Consider the following 17,053-nt stretch of genomic DNA (forward strand, 5'->3'; position numbering starts at 1 on the left):
TATCTGGGGCAAATTCCGATTCAGTTGAAAGATGAACCAAATGATCCGCGACGACATCAAGGCCGCCCTCGTCACCGCCATGAAGGGCGGCGACAAGGAAGGCACGGCCGCCATCCGCCTGATCCAGAGCGCGATCAAGAACCGCGATATCGAAGCGCGCACCCAGGCGCCCGTCGCCGACGACGACGCGCTGGTGGTCGAAGTGCTGCAGAAAATGGTGAAACAGCGCCGCGAATCGATCGAGATGTTCGAAAAGGGCGGTCGCCAGGAACTCGCCGACAAGGAGAAGGCCGAGGTCGCAGTGATCGAAGGCTTCCTCCCCGCCCAGATGAGCGCGGAAGACACCACCGCCGCGATCGAGGCGATCAAGGCCGATCTCGGCGCCACCGGCATGAAGGACATGGGCCGCGTCATGGCCGAACTGAAAGCGCGGCATGCGGCCAGCCTCGACATGAGCAAGGCGTCCGGGCTTGTGAAGGCAGCGTTGAGCTGAAGGCCGCATGATCCTCCCCCTCTCGGGGAGGATCAGCCGCGCCAAGAATTCCTTCCGCCAACAATGCTTGGCGTCGCGGCAATCCCCGCCTAAACGCCCCTCATCATGAACGCACCCAACTCCTTCCGCGCCCAGCCCGATGATCGCGGCCATTTCGGCCAGTTCGGCGGGCGCTATGTCGCCGAAACGCTGATGCCGCTCGTCCTCGACCTCGAGCGCGAGTATAAGGCCGCGAAAGCCGACCCGGCCTTTGCCGCGCAGTTCGACGACCTGCTCGAACATTATGTCGGCCGCCCCAGCCCGCTCTATTACGCCGAACGGCTCACCGAAGCGCTGCGCGAAAACGCACCCGACGGCATGGGGGCCGAAATCTGGTTCAAGCGTGACGAGCTCAACCATACCGGCGCGCACAAGATCAACAATTGCATCGGCCAGATCCTGCTCGCGATCCGCATGGGCAAGACGCGGATCATCGCGGAGACCGGCGCGGGCCAGCACGGCGTCGCCACCGCCACCGTCTGCGCACGCTTCGGCCTGCCCTGCACCATCTTCATGGGCGGCAAGGACGTGTCGCGCCAGCAGCCGAACGTCTTCCGCATGAAGCTGCTCGGCGCCGAAGTCCGCCCGGTCACCAGCGGCGCGGGCACGCTCAAGGACGCGATGAACGAGGCGCTGCGCGACTGGGTCGCCAACGTCCACGACACCTTCTACATCATCGGCACCGCCGCCGGCCCGCACCCCTATCCGGAGCTGGTCCGCGACTTTCAGAGCGTGATCGGCAAGGAAGCGCGCGCCCAGATGCTCGCCCGCACCGGTCGCCTCCCCGACCTGCTCGTCGCCGCGATCGGCGGGGGCAGCAACGCGATCGGCCTGTTTCACCCGTTCCTCGACGACGCCGATGTCGCGATGCTCGGCGTCGAAGCGGCGGGCGAAGGGCTGGACAAGAAGCACGCCGCCAGCCTCGCGGGCGGCGAACCCGGCATCCTCCACGGCAACAAGACCTATCTGCTGCAGGACGAGGATGGCCAGATCACCGAAGCGCATTCGATCAGCGCCGGCCTCGACTATCCCGGCATCGGCCCCGAACATGCCTGGCTCAAGGACATCGGCCGCGTCGAATACACGTCGGTGACCGATACGGAGGCGCTCGACGCCTTCCAGCTGCTCTGCCGCACCGAAGGCATCATCCCCGCGCTCGAACCTTCGCACGCGATCGCAGCGGTCGCGGTGAAGGCACGGGAAATGCGCCAGGATCAGGTGATCCTCGCCAACCTCTGCGGCCGCGGCGACAAGGACATCTTCACCGTCGCCGAGGCGCTGGGGGTGGCGATATGACCCGCCTCGCCACCACCTTCGCCACCGCCGCCGCACACCACCGCGCCGCGCTCGTCACCTTTGTCACCGCCGGTGACGGCGACACCGCCGCGATCCTCGACGCGCTCGTCGCGGGCGGGGCCGACGTGATCGAGCTCGGCATGCCGTTCACCGATCCGATGGCCGACGGCCCGGCGATTCAGGCCGCAAACCTGCGCAGCCTCGCCGCCGGCACCCGCACCGCCGACGTGCTTGCCATCGCCGCCGCCTTCCGCAAGCGCCACCCGGAAACCCCGCTGGTGCTGATGGGCTATGCCAACACCATGACCCGCCCGACGCCCGAAGCCTTCGCGCAAAAGGCGGCGGACGCCGGCGTCGACGGCGCGATCATCGTCGATATCCCGGCGGAGGAAGCGGACGAAATCGCCGCCTTCGCCCCCCACGGCATCGCCACGATCCGCCTCGCCACCCCCACCACCGACGCCGCGCGCCTGCCCGCCGTGCTCGATGGCGCGAGCGGCTTTCTCTATTACGTCTCGGTCGCCGGCATTACCGGCAAGCAGCAGGCGGCACAGCACAGCATCGAAGCCGCCGTCGCCCGCCTGAAAGCCGCAACCGACCTCCCCGTCGCGGTCGGCTTCGGCGTCCGCACGCCGCAGCAGGCCGCCGCGATCGGCCGCGTCGCCGACGGCGTCGTCGTCGGCTCGGCAATCATCGACATCATCGCGGCAGAGGGCACCAACGCCCCCGCCGCCGTCCGCACCTATATTCAATCCCTGTCGGCCGCGCTGGCCGCAGCACGCAAGGAAACCGCCGCATGAGCTGGCTCACCCGCGTCCGCAACGCGATCTCGCTCGTCATCCCGAACAAGTCGGAGACGCCCGACCATCTCTGGCACAAGTGCAAGGGTTGCGGGCAGATGGTGTTCGTCAAGGAACTCCAGGAAAACCAGTCGGTCTGCCCGATCTGCGACCATCATGAGCGCATCGGCGGCCGCGCGCGGTTCGAGCAACTGTTCGACGCGGGCAGCTACACGATCCTCCCGAACCCCAAGGTCGCCGAAGACCCGCTCAAGTTCCGCGACCAGAAGCCCTATCCCGCCCGCATCAAGGCCGCCCGCGCCAGCACCGGCGAGCAGGACGCGTTTCTCAACGCCAGCGGCACGATCCTCGGCCAGCGCGCGGTGATCGGCGTGCAGGATTTCGCCTTCATGGGCGGATCGATGGGCCAGGCAGTCGGTGAAGCCTTCATCGCCGGCGTCGAAGCAGCGATCGCCGCCAAGGCGCCCTACATCGTCTTCACCGCCAGCGGCGGCGCGCGCATGCAGGAGGGTATCCTCAGCCTCATGCAGATGCCGCGCACCACCGTCGCGATCTCGATGCTCCACGATGCCGGCCTGCCCTATATCGTCGTGCTGACCGACCCGACCTCGGGCGGCGTGATGGCGGCCTATGCGATGCTCGGCGACGTCCAGATCGCCGAGCCCAAGGCCACCCTCGCCTTCACCGGCCGCCGCGTGATCGAAAGCACGATCCGCGAAAAGCTGCCCGACGATTTCCAGACCAGCGAATATTATCTCGACCACGGCCTGATCGACATGGTCGTCCACCGCAAGGACCTGCGCGACAAGCTCGGCGCCCTGATCGGCCTGCTGGTGGAGGAAAAGGCGGCGGCGTAGGGGAACCTAAAAAGCCCTCTCCCCTCCGGGGAGAGGGTTGGGCATCTAAAAGCCCCTCCCCTTCAGGGGAGGGGTCGGGGTGGGGCAGACATGGCAACGGAAACCGAACTCTCCGCCTTCGCCCGACAGAACCGCCGAAACCCCACCGAATACGAAAAGCGCCTCTGGCGACACGTCTCGAACCGCCAACTAGGCGGCTACAAGTTCCGCCGCCAGCATAAGTTCGCCCCTACATCGCCGACTTCTTCTGCCCGGCCAAAGGCCTAGTCGTCGAAATCGACGGCGACACCCACCGCGCCGACCGCGACGAGGCGCGCGCATCTTCTTCCTCCGCTCCGGCTTCACGACGCTCCGCTTCACGAACGGCGAGGTGCAGGAGAATATCGACGGCGCGCTCCAGGCGGTCCTTTCGAAGCTGGAGCCACTTCCCGATAGTTGGGCTGACGACGCCAAGACTCCCCCGCCCCAACCCCTCCCCTGAAGGGGAAGGGCTTGAAGCTCGCTCGTCCATGCCCGCACGCCACCGCATCACCCGCCCCCTCCGCTGGCTGCTCCTGCTGCATGGCGAGCGACGCAGGGATCACCGCCCATAGCGCGCTGTGGCGTCCTCCTTGGAGGTTCATCACGCAAACGTATCGCAGTTAACGCGTCGATGTGATGCAGCCACATACTACTACGTTTACAGAATGTACTACATTTACTACATGGGGGCTATCGCAACTATGGAGTGATTCGCATGCCTCAGGAGGCAAGTTTTCCGGAACAAATTCTGCACAAGCCGGTGTATGTCGTACCGTACTTCGACCACGACCCTTGGTACGCGGGCGAAACCGACGCCCAGTTTATAACTCTTGGCTGGTCTCAGTGGGATCAGCGCGAACTGTCGGCCAAGGTGGTTCGTCATTCTGGTCAGAGATGGTCCCGCCAATCCGAGGAGCTTCCTCTTCCCCGAGCCATCGACCTCACGATCCTCACTGCCCTTGCTTATGGGCAGGGCGACGATCTGGTACAGATCAACGTGGGCACATTCGAAAATCAAACCAATCCTATCACGGTAGCGCATGGCTCAAAGCGTGATCGCACTGCGGCAACCAAAGCGATGCGTGACGATCCGCTTATGAAGTCGCGGCTGCGTGCGCTGTTCGACGTTTTGAAACCGATGCATGATCAAGGGCTGATCTAGCTGCCCAAACGTGTGAAAGGCGTTGCAGAAGGTTTCTTTGCAACGCCTTTCCTCGTGCCATACGAACAGTCGAGCTCCAGAGACACAGCGCATAATTCGCGTTCATTGTCCTGAAACCTCGGGCGCTTCCCCCCTCCCCACCGCCCCCACACCCGCTATACACCCCCGCAATGCCCGACCACGCGACCTCCTCCTCCCCCGCCGTCCAACGCCAACTCGACCGCCTCTGGGCGCTCGGCCCCGGTGCCGATGTCCTCGGCCTCAGCCGCATTACCGCGCTGCTCGACCGGATCGGCAATCCGCACCTACGCCTGCCCCCCGTGCTCCATGTCGCAGGGACCAACGGCAAGGGTTCGACCTGCGCCTTCCTGCGCGCCGCGGTCGAGGCGGCGGGCCTCACCGCGCATGTCTATTCCAGCCCGCATCTGGTCCGCTTCAACGAGCGTATTCGCCTCGCCGGGCAGCTGATCGACGACGCCGCCCTCGCCGCCCTGCTCGAACAGGTGCTCGATGCCGGGGGAGACATCGGCGCGAGCTTTTTCGAGGTGACCACCGCCGCCGCCTTCCTCGCCTTCGCCCGCACCCCGGCGGACGCCTGCATCATCGAGGTGGGCCTGGGCGGACGGCTCGACGCAACCAACGTCATCCCCGCCCCCGTCGCCTGCGCCATCGCCCAGCTCGGCATCGACCATCAGGCATTCCTCGGCGACACCGCCGAAGCCATCGCTGGAGAGAAAGCAGGCATCGCCAAGCCCGGCGTCCCGCTCGTCACAATGTCCTATGGCGACAGCGTCACCGCCCGCATCGCGGAGGTCGCCGCCGCCGGGAACGCTCCGGTCCACGCGCGCGGCACCGCATGGGACTTCGCCGTCACGCCCGATCGCCTGATCTACCGCGACGCGCAGGGCGAGGTCGCTACCCCGCTCCCCACCCTCGCCGGCCCGCACCAGCCCACCAACCTCGCGCTCGCCATCGCCACGCTGCGCCACCAACGCGTGCTGGCGATTCCCCACAGCGCCTTCCCCACCGCCGCTACCGCCGCCCGCTGGCCCGCGCGCATGCAGCGTCTGACCCCCGGCCCGCTCCTCGCGCTCCTGCCTGAAGGCGCCGAAATCTGGCTCGACGGCGGTCATAACGAAGCCGCCGCGCAATCGGTCAGCGCCACGCTGGCGCAGGTCGCGAACGGCCGTCCCGCGCACCTGATCCTCGGCATGCTGTCGAACAAGGACGCGACCGGCCTGCTCGCCCCCTTCGCCCCGCTCGCCGCCAGCTTCACCGCGGTCCCGGTCCCCGGCCACGCGCATCACGACCCGGCCGACCTCGCCGCCACCGCCCGCGCGCTCGGCATCCCCAGCACCGCCACCGCGACCGATGTCCCGACCGCGCTCGCCGACCTGCACAGCGCCGAAGCCCCGCTCGTCCTCATCCTCGGCTCGCTCTATCTGGCGGGCGAAGTGCTCCGGGAAAACGACGAACTCCCCGACTGATTCCCACCTTGGCGCTTATTGCGATTGACTATCAATAGAAGCTTGGCACACTGGCATTCCCGATCAAGGAGTCGCCCGTTGCGCCAATCCCCCGCCCGCGCCGAAACCCTCGGCACCCTCCTGCCCCGGCTCCAGCCCGAGGATCCCGCCGCCCGCCTGCTGCTGTTCGGCATCCGTCAGCTCGGCGCGCATGGCCTGGGCGACGCCGCTGCCGCGCACGCCTTCATCACCGCATTCGGCAAGGCCTTCCGCCGGCCGCTCCTGCTGCTGCGATCGCTGATGGCAGAGATGTCGGCCGCCAGCGCCGGCCCGATTCAGATCGCCCCCTGGTGCTGCGCCCGCATGACCGCATCCGAAGCCGCGCTGCTCGAGGTCATCGCCAGCGTCGAGCGCGACAGCGAACGCGCCCGGCTGCTGCTGTCCGACCTGCTCGGCGTGCGCCGCGTCGACACCGTGATGGCCACCGCCCACGCGCTGTCTAACGCCTTCGCCGATGCCGGGATGCCGGTGGAGGTTTAGGTTCGCACCACGGGCGGCTCGACCTCGCCCTCCGCTCGCGCATCGCCCTCGCCTTCGGTCCCGGCATTGCCGATCGACCGGTCGACCAGCCCCGACGCCATCATCCACCAGAACAGCAGCACCCCGGGCAGCGCCAGCACGGTCGTGAACAGATAATAGTTCACATAGCCCATGCCCTCGATCAGCAGCCCTGCGGTCGTGCCCGACAGGAACCGGCCCAGGATGCTCGCCGCCGCCGAAAGCAGCGCGAACTGCGTCGCGGTGAAGCTGAGGTTGCACAGCGCCGACAGGTACGCGACCACGCACACACCGCCGACGCCGCTCGCGAAATTCTCGAACCCCATCGCGGCGGCCATGCCGATGTTGCTCTTCCCGCTCGCCGCCAGCGCCGCAAATGCCGCGTTGGAGATCATCATCAGGAACAGGCTGAGCAGCACCGACCGCTTCATGCCAAGCTTCACATAGAGCACGCCGCCGACGAAAATACCGAGCAGCAGCGCAATGAATCCAACGAATACGTCGTAAAACGCAATCTCCGTCTTGCTGAACCCCAGATCGTTGAACAGCAGCCGCAGCGTCAGGTTGGCCAGCGTGTCGCCCAGCTTGTGCACAAGCACGAACAGCAGCACCACCGCGCCGCCCTCGCGCCGGAAAAACTCGATCAGCGGCCCGACCTTCCCGCTATCAGCGGGCGCAGCAGCGACCGGCCGCAATAGCGCGATGCCCAAAAGCGCGGCGGCACCCGCCACCAGCAGCGCGGTCGCCAGCGGATCGCTCCACCCGCGCCACAGCCCCACCCCGACACCAGCAACGGTCACCAGCCCCAGCCAGGTCAGCGCACTCGGCTTGCCCGCATCGCGCGCACGGCGGGCGGTCAGGTCGAACAGCGGGAACAGATAGCCGACCAGCACCATGTTCGACAGGATGTTGACCCCCAACACGCCGTCAATCCAGCGCCCGACCAGATACAGCGGGACGAACGACAGGATGAAGATGAGGTAGGGCCGCTGCGCCATGCGCTCGGGCCATTCGCGGCTCACCTTGCGCTCCGGCTCGCCGACGATCAGCCCGGCGAGGATCGCGGGCAGCGCAAAGATCGCGCAGGCGGCATAGGCCACGCCCCACCCCGCGCCATCGGCAACGTAGAGCGCCAGCCCGCCCGCACCGGCGGACCCGATCCGCCAGCCATATTGCGACATGCCCGACCCGATGCCGAGCTGGCGCGGTTCGAGCAGTTCGATGCGATAGGCGTCGATCACGATGTCGAACGTCGCTCCGGCCAGCCCGACCATAATCGCCGCCGCCACGACCCAGCCGAGCGACGCAGTCGGATCGAGGCTGCCGAGGAACACCACCGCCGCCGCGACCAGCGCGCCGGTGACGATCAGCCAGCTGCGCCGCGCGCCGATCGCGCCCAGCACCGGAATGCGGAACTTGTCCACCACCGGCGCCCATGCCCATTTGAGGTTATAGGCGAGGAAGGTCAGAGCGAATGCCGTCACCGCCGACTTGGTGATCCCATCCTGCGCCAGCCGCGTGGTCAGCGTCGCGCCGATCATCGCAAAGGGGAAGCCCGACGAAATGCCCAGCGCAAGCGCGGCCAGCGGCGCCTTTTCGAAATAGGGCCGGATCCCGTCGATCAACGATCCACTGGCCGGCTTCACCGCGTCGCTCATGCAATCCCCCACGCTTTGGCCGCGACCCTAGCGGGAAAAACGCCGCTGCAAAGCCCGGGGACGGATTATTGCGCGACGGGCTGGAACAGGCGCAGGGCGGACGGAATGCGCTTGGGAGTGCGCCCTTCGGTCAGCGCCTCGCAAATGTCGATCGCCGCGACCAGATCGCGCTGCTTGTACGGCTTGATCAGGCAGCCAAGCCCGATCGGCTCGAATTCCGCCGGGTCGCGTCCGGTGATGATCAGCACCGGTATATTCTCGGCGCACGCGGCATGCGCGACATCCGCACCACTGCCATCGCTCAGCCCCAGGTCGACCAGCACGATATGGGGCTTTTCCGCCGCGATGATGTGGCCGATCGCCTCGCCCACCGAATCGGTCGTGGCGACGACGGTAAAGCCTTCATCCGACAGGAAATGTTCGGTGTCGAACGCCACCAGCGGTTCGTCCTCGACGATCAGGACCCGAACGATCTGCCGCTTTTTCTTCCCGAACACCATGACCCACCCGAACGTTACGCCCTGACAACGCATTAAGCGCCCCGGAGTTCGTCCCCGCACAAGATTTTTGCGCGAAAGCCAAACCCGCTGTATCGCGCGCTAATGCCCCCTTCATCGACCAATCAACCTGAACGGCAACCTGCCAAGGCCGGCGAACGTATCGCCAAGCTGCTCGCCCGTGCCGGAATCGCGTCGCGGCGAGAGATCGAACGCATGATCGCCGATGGCCGCGTGGCGATAAACGGTCAGGTACTGACCACGCCCGCGACCGTGCTCGCCTCGCTCCACGGCGTCACCGTCGACGGCAACCCGGTCGCCGCGCCCGCCCCCGCGCGCCTGTTCCGCTTCCACAAGCCCGCCGGGCTGCTCACCACCGAACGCGATCCCGCCGGTCGCCCGACCATCTATAGCAATTTGCCCAAGAGCCTGCCGCGCCTGATGCCGGTGGGCCGCCTCGACTTGTCCACCGAGGGGCTGCTGCTGATGACCACCGATGGCGAACTCAAGCGCCAGCTCGAACTCCCCGCCACCGGGGTCGAGCGCAGCTACCGCGCGCGCGCCTATGGTCAGGTCAGTCAGGAGCAACTCGAAGACTTGATGCTCGGCGTCGAGATCGAAGGGGTCCGCTACGGCTCGATCAACGCCAATCTAGAACGCCGCACCGGCGCGAATGTGTGGATCGAACTGACGCTGACCGAGGGCAAGAACCGCGAAGTCCGCCGCGTCCTCGAACATCTCGGGCTCAAGGTCAGCCGCCTGATCCGCACGCGCTATGGCCCGTTCGAACTCGCCGACATGCCCGTGGGGGCGGTGGACGAAATTCGCCAGCACGACCTGATCGTGTTCCGCAAGGCGCTGACCGGCCCCGGCGGGGGCAAGGCTGCATCGAACCTGCAATTATCGGGCAAGTCCAAGGCGGTCGACGCGCCACCGGAAGAGGCTCCCGCCGAGTCCGCCGCCGCGCTCCCGACGAACCGCGCAGAGCGCCGCAAGGCGGGCGCGCAGACCAGCGAGCCCGAAGCCTATAAGCCTGCGCGCACGCCACGACCCAAGGCCGAGAAAAAAGGCCCCGAGAAATTCGGCGTCGCGCAACGCCGGCGCCATCAGGCGGCAGCGCAGCGTAAGGCTGGCGCGCCTTCCCACCGGGAGGGGATCGATCCGGATCCGCGCCGACCACGGCCCGATGCGGCCGACCCCGCGCGGCAGCACGCGCACCGCCCCCGCCAGGACGCGCCCGGTCGCCCCCCGCAGCAACAGGGCAAGCCGTTCGCCAAGCCTTCCGCCACGCGCCATGCCCAGCATGACGACGACGGCAGCCCGCTGCTCGACCGGCCCAAGCGCGGGCGTCCCAACGACCGCCGCCCCGCCGCGTCCCCCGGCAAGCGTCCGCCGACCGGCAAGGGCGGCCCGACCAAGCCCACGCGCGGCACGCCTGCGCCCAGCAAGCGAGGCCCGCGCACATGAGGATCATCGCCGGAACTTGGCGCGGCCGCCCGCTCGTCGCGCCCAAGGGCGACGCCACCCGCCCCACCGCCGATCGCACGCGTGAGGCATTGTTTTCGATGCTCACCAGCCGCGTCGGAAGCTTCGAGGGGCTGGCCGTCGCCGACCTGTTCGCCGGCTCCGGCGCGCTCGGGCTTGAGGCACTGTCACGCGGCGCCGCATCGTGCCTGTTCGTCGAACAGGACCGCGCCGCGCTCGACGCGCTGCGCGCAAACGCCGACAAACTCGACATCCGCCCCGACATCCGCGCCGGTTCGGTCTTGTCGCTTGGCCCGGCAGCGAAACCGCTCGACCTGATCATGATGGACCCGCCATATGGCACCGGCGCCGGTGCGGTCGCCCTCGACAAGCTCGCCCGCCTCGGCTGGACTGGCCCCGCAACCTGGATCAGCATCGAAACCGCCAAGGGCGAGAAGGTCGAAGTAGACGGCTTCGTCACCGATACCGAGCGGGTGCACGGCAAGGCGATGCTGACGATCTTGCGGGCTGCAGAGTGACGGCGACGGCTCCCCATCGGGACGCCGCCGCCTGATCATCAAGGCAGCATCCGCACGCCCGGCTCACGGTCCCAACACCGCTTCGCCGCCGCCGCGATGAAGCCGTCATCCAGACCCGTCACACCGTCGTCGGCCTCCACGCCCGCCTTGTCGAGCAACGGCTGAGCTTCGTCACTCGCCGCAATCGCCTTCAAATGCGCAAAGGCGTCCATTACGAACTGCACCGCGGCGCCTTCCTTGAGCAGCATCGCGGTGCCCTCGTCCGACAGTGCGATCACCACCGCATCCGCCATCACCGACGGATAACCCGCGAGCTGCGCATCTGCCTTCAGCAGCGACCCGTCGGAGAGTTTCGCACCACCGACCTTGGGCGCGACGATCACCGCGCGCGCACCCGCGCCTTCGATCGCCTTGGTCATCTTGGCGATCGCAGCAGCGTCCGATCCGTCGGCAACTAAAATCGCGATCGACCGGCCGACAATATCCTGCGGCTCCAGCGGCCCGTCGATGATCCGCAACGCCGGCGACAGGTCCAAATCCTGCACCTCCGCCGCAGTTTTAGACGCAGCAGGCACCGGCATCCCGATCCCATCCGCGACGCGCTGCGCCAGCTCCGGATCGACATTGACCAGATTGGCAACCGTCCGCTCGCGGATATGCTCTAGCCCGACCTTGGACAGCTCGAACACAAGTGCGAAGGCGACGTGAGCCTGCTCCGCTTCTGCCAGCGAGCGGTAGAACATTCGTGCCTGGCTGTAGTGATCGGCAAAGCTCTCCGGCCGCAGCCGCAGCTTGTCGCCCTGCTCCTGCTCGGCAGCGCGGCCGGGATGCGTCTCGAAGCCCGTCACCGGGCATTCGCGCGGGCCGGTCACTTCGCCCGCCATGTCGAGGGAGTTCGGCTCGTAATTCGCGCGCCCCTTGGGCACGTTCATCTGCATCTGCCCGTCGCGCTGAAAGTTCATCACCGGACATTTGGGCGCATTGATCGGCAGCTGATGGAAATTGGCCGTGCCCAGCCGGCTCTTCTGGGTATCGAGATACGAGAATAGCCGCCCCTGCAGCAGCGGATCGTTGGTGAAGTCCAACCCCGGCACGATATTGCCCGGACAGTACGCCACCTGCTCGGTCTCGGCGAAGAAATTGTCTGGATAGCGATCGAGCACCATCCGCCCGATCGGCCGCACCGGCAGCACTTCCTCGGGGATGATCTTGGTCGGATCGAGCACGTCATAGGGCAGGCTGTCGGCGAACTCTTCGTCGAACGCCTGGATGCCCAGCTCCCATTCGGGGAAATCGCCGCGATCGATCGCTTCGAACAAGTCGCGACGATGGAAATCGGGATCTGCGCCGGCGATCTTGACCGCCTCGTCCCAACAGGTCGATTGTACGCCCTGTTTCGGCTTCCAGTGGAATTTGACGAAGGTCGACTTGCCCTGCGCATTGACCATGCGGAAGGTGTGGACGCCAAAGCCCTGCATCGTGCGCAGCGAGCGCGGGATGGTGCGATCGCTCATCGCCCACATGATCATGTGCATCGATTCGGGCATCAGGCTGATAAAGTCCCAGAAGGTATCGTGCGCCGACGCCGCCTGCGGATATCCGCGATCCGCCTCCATCTTCACCGAATGGACGAGATCGGGGAATTTGATCGCGTCCTGGATGAAGAAGACCGGGATGTTGTTGCCGACCAGGTCCCAATTGCCCTCTTCGGTATAGAATTTGACTGCGAACCCGCGCACGTCGCGCGGCGTATCGACCGACCCAGCGCCGCCGGCGACGGTCGAAAAGCGGGTAAACACCGGCGTCTTCTTGCCCTTCGCGCTGAACAGTCCGGCCTTGGTCAGGTCGGACAAATCCTCATAGCTCTCGAAATAGCCATGCGCCGCCGAACCGCGCGCATGCACGATCCGCTCCGGGATCCGCTCATGGTCGAAGTGGAAGATCTTCTCGCGCAGCACGAAATCTTCCAGCAGCACCGGCCCGCGCGCGCCGGCCTTCAGCTGGTTCTGATTGTCGGACACGCGAATGCCCTGATTGGTGGTCAGGTGGTCCGCGCGCGCATGATCGCCCTGCTCGGGTACGCGCTGGTGGGTTTCGCCACCGTTACCGAAGTTGGTGTCGAACTGTGTGTCGTCTGTCATGTGGGAAGCCCCTTGCGATGCCATGCCCGCTCAACGGGTGGCAGCGGGCAAGGGTCCGCCCACTAACCTCGATCAGTGCGATTACGCCGCGTCACGCCCCTTGAGCGCGAGCAAGGCAATCAGGCTCAGCACCGCCGCGCCGCTCAAATACCAGCCGACCGGAGCCAGCCCCGCATCCATCGCCAGCTTCTGCGCGATCACCGGCGTCAGCCCGCCGCCGATCACGCCCGCAATGTTGAACGCCATCGACACGCCGGTATAGCGCACCCGCGCCGGAAACAGGTCGGTCAGCCAGGCGCTCAACGGCCCATAGACGAACCCCATCGCGAACAGCAGCAGCGCCAGGAACGCGAACACGCCGCCCAGCCCCGCGCCCATCAGCGGCGCGATCACGAACCCGCTGCCCGCCACCATCACGCATCCGCCCGCGAGCACCCGACGCGGATCCCAGCGCGCATCCGCGGCCCAAGCCGCCAGATAAATCCCCGCCGCCATGAACAGGATCGCAACCAGCTGCACGCTCAGGAACGCGGGCTTGTCATAGCCAAGCGTCTTGGTCCCCCAGCCGAGCAGGAACGCCGTCGCGATATAATAGGTCGCGAAACAGCACACCGCGCCCAGCGTCCCGCCGATCAGCACACCGCTATGCCGGCCGACCACTTCGCCCAGCGGCACCTTGGCCGGCGGCGCCTCGGCCAGCGACGCCTTGAATTCCGGCGTCTCGCCCAGCTTAAGGCGCACCCACAGCCCGACCAGCACCAACGCCGCCGACAGCGCGAACGGAATGCGCCAGCCCCAGTCGGCAAACTGTTCGGGCGTCATCCAGCTCAGCAGCAGCAGGAACAGCCCGTTGGCGGCGATGAACCCCGCCGGCGCGCCCATCTGCGGCGCGCTGCCGAACCGCGCGCGCCAGCCCGGCGGCGCATTCTCGACCGCCAGCAACGCCGCCCCGCCCCACTCACCGCCCAGGCCAAAACCCTGGCCGAAGCGGAGCAGGCACAATGCAAAGGGGGCGATCCACCCCGCCATTTCATAGGTGGGCAGGAACGCGACCAATGTCGTCGACAGCCCCATGGTCAGCAGCGACGCGACAAGCGTCGCCTTGCGCCCGATGCGGTCGCCATAATGACCGAACACCGCCGCCCCCAGGGGCCGGGCGAAGAACGCGACGCCCAGCGTCGCAAAGCTCAGCATCTGCTGAACCCCGGCATCACTCGTGGGAAAGAACACCTGCCCGAACACCAATGCCGCGGCGGTCGCGTAGATGTAGAAATCGTAGAACTCGATCCCCGTCCCTACGAAACTCGCCCACAGCGCGCGCCGTCGCCGCGTCCGGTCAGCGTCCATCCGTCCCTCCCAAATTCAGCGCCCCCCGGCGCCGCTCACTTCGCGTCTTCATAACAGGTCGTGCGCGTCACCTGCACCACCTTGCCGTCCTTGTCCTTGACCTCGTTGCGCCCCTCGACGCACGGCTTCTGCTCGGGCTGCTCCCCTTGGAACCCGTTCGTCCGCCACCCGACATACAGCGCAACCAGCGCCAGCGCCGCGATCAGCACCAGCCTGCGTTTGTCGAACCTGCGCTTCAGTTTCTCCAGCATGCCCCCTCCCTGCCTCACTCCGCCCAGCCCCGCAACTACTCACGCAATCAAGCTTGCCCCGACTCGCGCCGTTCCCTACCTGTTCGCAATGTCCGTACCTCAGCCTTCCGCCGACGATCCCCCCTATCTGCGCGGCCTCAACGCGCCGCAGCGTGACGCCGTGCTCACCGTCGATGGCCCCGTGCTCGTCCTCGCCGGCGCTGGCACGGGCAAGACCGCCGCGCTCACCGCGCGTCTCGCCCACCTGCTCTGGACCCGCCGCGCCTATCCGTCGGAGATCCTGTCGGTCACCTTCACCAACAAGGCCGCGCGCGAGATGCGCGAACGCGTCCGCCACCATGTCGGCGACGCGGTCGAGGGGATGCCGTGGCTCGGCACCTTCCACGCGATTGGCGCCAAGATGCTGCGCCGCCACGCCGAGCTGGTCGGGCTGCAGAGCAACTTCACCATCCTCGACACCGACGACCAGCTCCGCCTGATCAAGCAGCTCATCGTCGCCAACGACCTCGACGAAAAGCGCTGGCCCGCGCGCCAGCTCGCCGGGCTGATCGACGGGTGGAAGAACAAGGGCCTGACCCCCGAGATGCTCGACGCCGGCGAGTCCGAACATTTCGCCAATGGCAAGGGGCAGTCACTCTACCAGCAATATCAGGACCGGCTGCGCGCGCTCAACGCGTGCGACTTTGGCGACCTGCTGCTCCACATGCTCACCATCCTGCGCACCCACCGCGACGTGCTGGCGCAGTACCAACAGCGCTTCCGCTACATCATGGTCGACGAGTATCAGGACACCAACAGCGTCCAGTATCTCTGGCTCCGCCTGCTGGCGCAGGAGCGCAAGAATATCTGCTGCGTCGGCGACGACGACCAGTCGATTTACAGCTGGCGCGGCGCGCAGGTCGAAAACATCCTGAAGTTCGAAAAGGACTTTCCGGGCGCCAAGGTCATCCGCCTCGAGCAGAATTACCGCTCCACCCCCCACATCCTCGCCGCCGCCGGCGCGGTGATCGCCAACAATTCAGGCCGCCTCGGCAAGGAATTGTGGACCGAGATCGACGCGGGCGAAAAGGTCCGCGTCATCGGCGTGTGGGACGGCCCCGAAGAAGCACGCCGCGTCGGCGAGGACATCGAAAGCGCCCGCATCCGCACCGGCAAGTCGCTCGACGATTTCGCCATCCTCGTCCGCGCCCAGCATCAGACGCGCGAGTTCGAAGACCGCTTCATCGCCACCGGCCTGCCCTATCGCATCGTCGGCGGCTTCCGCTTCTACGAACGCGCCGAAATCCGCGACGCGCTCGCCTATCTCAGACTCGTCCACCAGCCCGCCGACGACCTAGCGTTCGAACGCATCGTCAACGTGCCCAAGCGCGGCCTGGGCGACAAGGCCATCGCCAAGATCCACATGCTCGCCCGTGCCGAGGGTATCCCCCTGCTCGTCGCCGCTGCGCGCATCCTCGACACCGATGAACTGACGCCGCAGGCCCGCCGCGCACTCGGTAATTTCGTCGGCGACGTCGCCCGCTGGAGCCAGATGCTCCGCGCGCCGGTCCCGGTGGAGGGTGAGGAACTGCCGCCCACCCGCATCGGTCAGCTTCCGCACACCGAACTCGCCCAGATCATCCTCGACGAAAGCGGCTACACCGCGATGTGGCAGGCGGACCGCACCGCCGAAGCCGCCGGCCGCCTCGAAAACCTCTCCGAACTCGTCCGCGCGATGGAGGAGTATGAAACGCTCGGCGCGTTCCTCGAACACGTGTCCCTCGTCATGGATAACGAGAATAACGCCGACGAGCCCAAGGTCACGATCATGACCATCCACGCGGCCAAGGGGCTGGAATTCGACACCGTCTTCCTCGCCGGGTGGGAAGAAGGCCTGTTCCCCAGCCAGCGCTCGCTCGACGAAGGCGGCCTCGCCAGCCTCGAGGAGGAACGCCGCCTCGCCTATGTCGCGATCACCCGCGCGCGCCGCCTCGCGACGATCCTCCATGCTGCCAACCGCCGCATCTACGGCCAATGGACCAGCAGCATCCCCAGCCGCTTCGTCGGCGAACTGCCCAAGGAGCATATCGACGAGGAATCCACCCTCTCCGGCGGCGCGAGCCTGTGGCGCGCCAACTGGAGCGAACACACCGACCCCTTCGCCCATGTCGGCCGCGGCACCGGCCGCGGCCCCGGCTGGCAACGCGCCGCCGCCCCCAGCTCGACCTTCACCACCGCCCCCAAGCGCGTGGTCGAAAATCGCGGCAGCGCGGTCAGCCTCGGCAACAAGGGCCGCGACGACCTCTCGCTCGGCATGCGCGTCTTCCACCAGAAATTCGGTTACGGCGAAATCGTCGAGATCGAAGGCAACAAGCTGGAGATCGAGTTCGAGACGAGCGGGCGGAAGCGGGTGATGGACAGTTTCGTCACCATCGACGCCTAGAAAAGCCCCTCCTCTTCAGAGGAGGGGTTGGGGTGGAGGACA

At 66.7% G+C, this 17,053-nt stretch carries 17 protein-coding genes; 12 read left to right on the top strand and 5 right to left on the bottom strand.

The features are described 5' to 3' along the window. Positions 1-40: 40 nt before the first annotated feature. The 9 genes from ACO05N_RS14520 to ACO05N_RS14560 all read left to right on the top strand — a co-directional run bounded on the left by ACO05N_RS14520 (position 41) and on the right by ACO05N_RS14560 (position 6,674). Entirely contained in the window at positions 41-493 is a 453-nt protein-coding gene (locus ACO05N_RS14520) for a GatB/YqeY domain-containing protein (protein ID WP_422057785.1), read from the top strand. A gap of 105 nt (positions 494-598) precedes the next feature. Then, positions 599-1,828 (top strand): tryptophan synthase subunit beta, encoded by a 1,230-nt coding sequence (gene trpB, locus ACO05N_RS14525; RefSeq protein ID WP_422057786.1) that lies wholly within the window; start codon positions 599-601, stop codon positions 1,826-1,828. Continuing rightward, entirely contained in the window at positions 1,825-2,628 is an 804-nt protein-coding gene (gene trpA / locus ACO05N_RS14530; RefSeq protein ID WP_422057787.1) for a tryptophan synthase subunit alpha, read from the top strand. Before trpB ends, trpA begins: the two co-directional genes overlap by 4 nt. Then, complete coding sequence (accD, locus tag ACO05N_RS14535) at positions 2,625-3,485, top strand: acetyl-CoA carboxylase, carboxyltransferase subunit beta (RefSeq protein WP_422057788.1); 861 nt, start codon at positions 2,625-2,627, stop codon at positions 3,483-3,485. Before trpA ends, accD begins: the two co-directional genes overlap by 4 nt. 90 nt (positions 3,486-3,575) lie before the next feature. Next, positions 3,576-3,752, top strand: a complete 177-nt coding sequence (locus ACO05N_RS14540; RefSeq protein WP_422057789.1) for a DUF559 domain-containing protein — start codon at positions 3,576-3,578, stop codon at positions 3,750-3,752. Further along, a complete protein-coding gene (locus ACO05N_RS14545) occupies positions 3,719-4,078 on the top strand; it encodes a hypothetical protein (RefSeq protein ID WP_422058759.1) in 360 nt (119 codons plus the stop codon). Before ACO05N_RS14540 ends, ACO05N_RS14545 begins: the two co-directional genes overlap by 34 nt. A 143-nt stretch (positions 4,079-4,221) precedes the next feature. Then, the gene (locus ACO05N_RS14550) at positions 4,222-4,668 is read left to right on the top strand and encodes a DUF6530 family protein (protein ID WP_422057790.1); all 447 of its coding nucleotides are present in this window, start codon (positions 4,222-4,224) and stop codon (positions 4,666-4,668) included. Positions 4,669-4,838: 170 nt separating this feature from the next. Then, positions 4,839-6,155: a bifunctional folylpolyglutamate synthase/dihydrofolate synthase gene (locus tag ACO05N_RS14555; RefSeq protein WP_422057791.1), complete on the top strand. Its 1,317-nt coding sequence runs from the start codon at positions 4,839-4,841 to the stop codon at positions 6,153-6,155. 78 nt (positions 6,156-6,233) lie between these two features. Then, the gene (locus ACO05N_RS14560; protein WP_422057792.1) at positions 6,234-6,674 is read left to right on the top strand and encodes a DUF6628 family protein; all 441 of its coding nucleotides are present in this window, start codon (positions 6,234-6,236) and stop codon (positions 6,672-6,674) included. Here ACO05N_RS14560 and ACO05N_RS14565 read toward each other — a convergent pair. After that, on the bottom strand, positions 6,671-8,350 hold the full coding sequence (locus ACO05N_RS14565; protein WP_422057793.1) for an AmpG family muropeptide MFS transporter: 1,680 nt from the start codon (positions 8,348-8,350) through the stop codon (positions 6,671-6,673). The two genes, ACO05N_RS14560 and ACO05N_RS14565, sit on opposite strands and share 4 nt — an antisense overlap. 65 nt (positions 8,351-8,415) lie before the next feature. Then, positions 8,416-8,850 (bottom strand): response regulator, encoded by a 435-nt coding sequence (locus tag ACO05N_RS14570; protein ID WP_422058760.1) that lies wholly within the window; start codon positions 8,848-8,850, stop codon positions 8,416-8,418. Between the two features lie 102 nt (positions 8,851-8,952). Between ACO05N_RS14570 and ACO05N_RS14575 the strand changes: the two genes are divergently transcribed. Both ACO05N_RS14575 and rsmD read left to right on the top strand, forming a co-directional pair. Beyond that, the gene (locus ACO05N_RS14575) at positions 8,953-10,314 is read left to right on the top strand and encodes a pseudouridine synthase (protein WP_422057794.1); all 1,362 of its coding nucleotides are present in this window, start codon (positions 8,953-8,955) and stop codon (positions 10,312-10,314) included. After that, positions 10,311-10,850, top strand: a complete 540-nt coding sequence (gene rsmD, locus ACO05N_RS14580) for a 16S rRNA (guanine(966)-N(2))-methyltransferase RsmD (protein WP_422057795.1) — start codon at positions 10,311-10,313, stop codon at positions 10,848-10,850. The genes ACO05N_RS14575 and rsmD overlap by 4 nt, the downstream gene beginning before the upstream one ends. 38 nt (positions 10,851-10,888) lie before the next feature. On the opposite strand, the gene ACO05N_RS14585 is transcribed toward rsmD, so the two are convergent. From ACO05N_RS14585 to ACO05N_RS14595, 3 genes are all read right to left on the bottom strand, one after another. Beyond that, positions 10,889-12,991, bottom strand: coding sequence for a catalase (locus ACO05N_RS14585; RefSeq protein WP_422057796.1), 2,103 nt, complete (start codon positions 12,989-12,991; stop codon positions 10,889-10,891). An 81-nt stretch (positions 12,992-13,072) separates the two neighbouring features. Further along, positions 13,073-14,338: an MFS transporter gene (locus ACO05N_RS14590; protein WP_422057797.1), complete on the bottom strand. Its 1,266-nt coding sequence runs from the start codon at positions 14,336-14,338 to the stop codon at positions 13,073-13,075. A gap of 35 nt (positions 14,339-14,373) precedes the next feature. Next, positions 14,374-14,589: a hypothetical protein gene (locus ACO05N_RS14595; RefSeq protein ID WP_422057798.1), complete on the bottom strand. Its 216-nt coding sequence runs from the start codon at positions 14,587-14,589 to the stop codon at positions 14,374-14,376. A gap of 88 nt (positions 14,590-14,677) precedes the next feature. Here ACO05N_RS14595 and ACO05N_RS14600 point away from each other — a divergent pair, with 88 nt between their 5' ends. Then, complete coding sequence (locus ACO05N_RS14600) at positions 14,678-17,011, top strand: ATP-dependent helicase (protein ID WP_422057799.1); 2,334 nt, start codon at positions 14,678-14,680, stop codon at positions 17,009-17,011. The last annotated feature ends 42 nt before the right edge of the window (positions 17,012-17,053 follow it).

The sequence above is a fragment of the Sphingomonas sp. genome, from assembly GCF_965227385.1.
Lineage (GTDB): Bacteria > Pseudomonadota > Alphaproteobacteria > Sphingomonadales > Sphingomonadaceae > Sphingomonas.